Origin of the sequence: Azospirillum himalayense, assembly GCF_042657465.1 — a bacterium.
In the GTDB taxonomy this organism is placed as follows: domain Bacteria; phylum Pseudomonadota; class Alphaproteobacteria; order Azospirillales; family Azospirillaceae; genus Azospirillum; species Azospirillum himalayense.
In genome coordinates, this window is sequence record NZ_JBHSLC010000092.1 from 1 (window position 1) to 568 (window position 568).

Below are 568 nucleotides of genomic sequence, written 5' to 3' on the forward strand. Positions count from 1 at the left end.
TACAATGACACACTTGTTGCCGACGCGCGTGGCAACACACTCTATGGAATGTTCGGTGACGATCTTCTCATCGGAGGTGCTGGCGCCGATCTCATGATAGGCGAAATTGGCAACGACGTGTTCAATGGAGGTGCCAGCGGCGACTATATCCGCGGAGGCGCCGGCCAGGATGTCTTGAGCTATATTGGGTCGAGCGCAGGTGTCATCGCGCGCTTGGATAATGGCGTTTTCGCGGGTGGCGACGCGAGCGATGACAACGTTCTTGAAATCGAAAGCCTGATCGGTTCCGCCAATTCGGACATCCTGATCGGGGACGGCCAAGGCAACGTGCTCTTGGGCGGAGACGGTTTTGATCTGCTCAACGGCGGGGGTGGCAGCGATATCGTCAATGGCGGATCGGGCAACGACGAGCTTTGGGGCGGGGCTGCAGCCGACATCTTCGTCTTTAGCTGGGGCATCGACACCGTCAAGGACTTCCAGCTTGGCGTGGACCACATTGACCTGCGTGAGATGGGCGCGCAACCAGGACAGATATCCGTCACAGCAGCATTGGGCGGCACGCTCCTGA

General features: G+C 58.8%; 1 protein-coding gene. It reads left to right on the top strand.

Features of this window, described 5'->3' with window-relative positions; all coding sequences use genetic code 11:
- Positions 1–568: calcium-binding protein (locus ACFPMG_RS26745; protein ID WP_376998272.1), on the top strand; the 568-nt coding region annotated here is incomplete at both ends.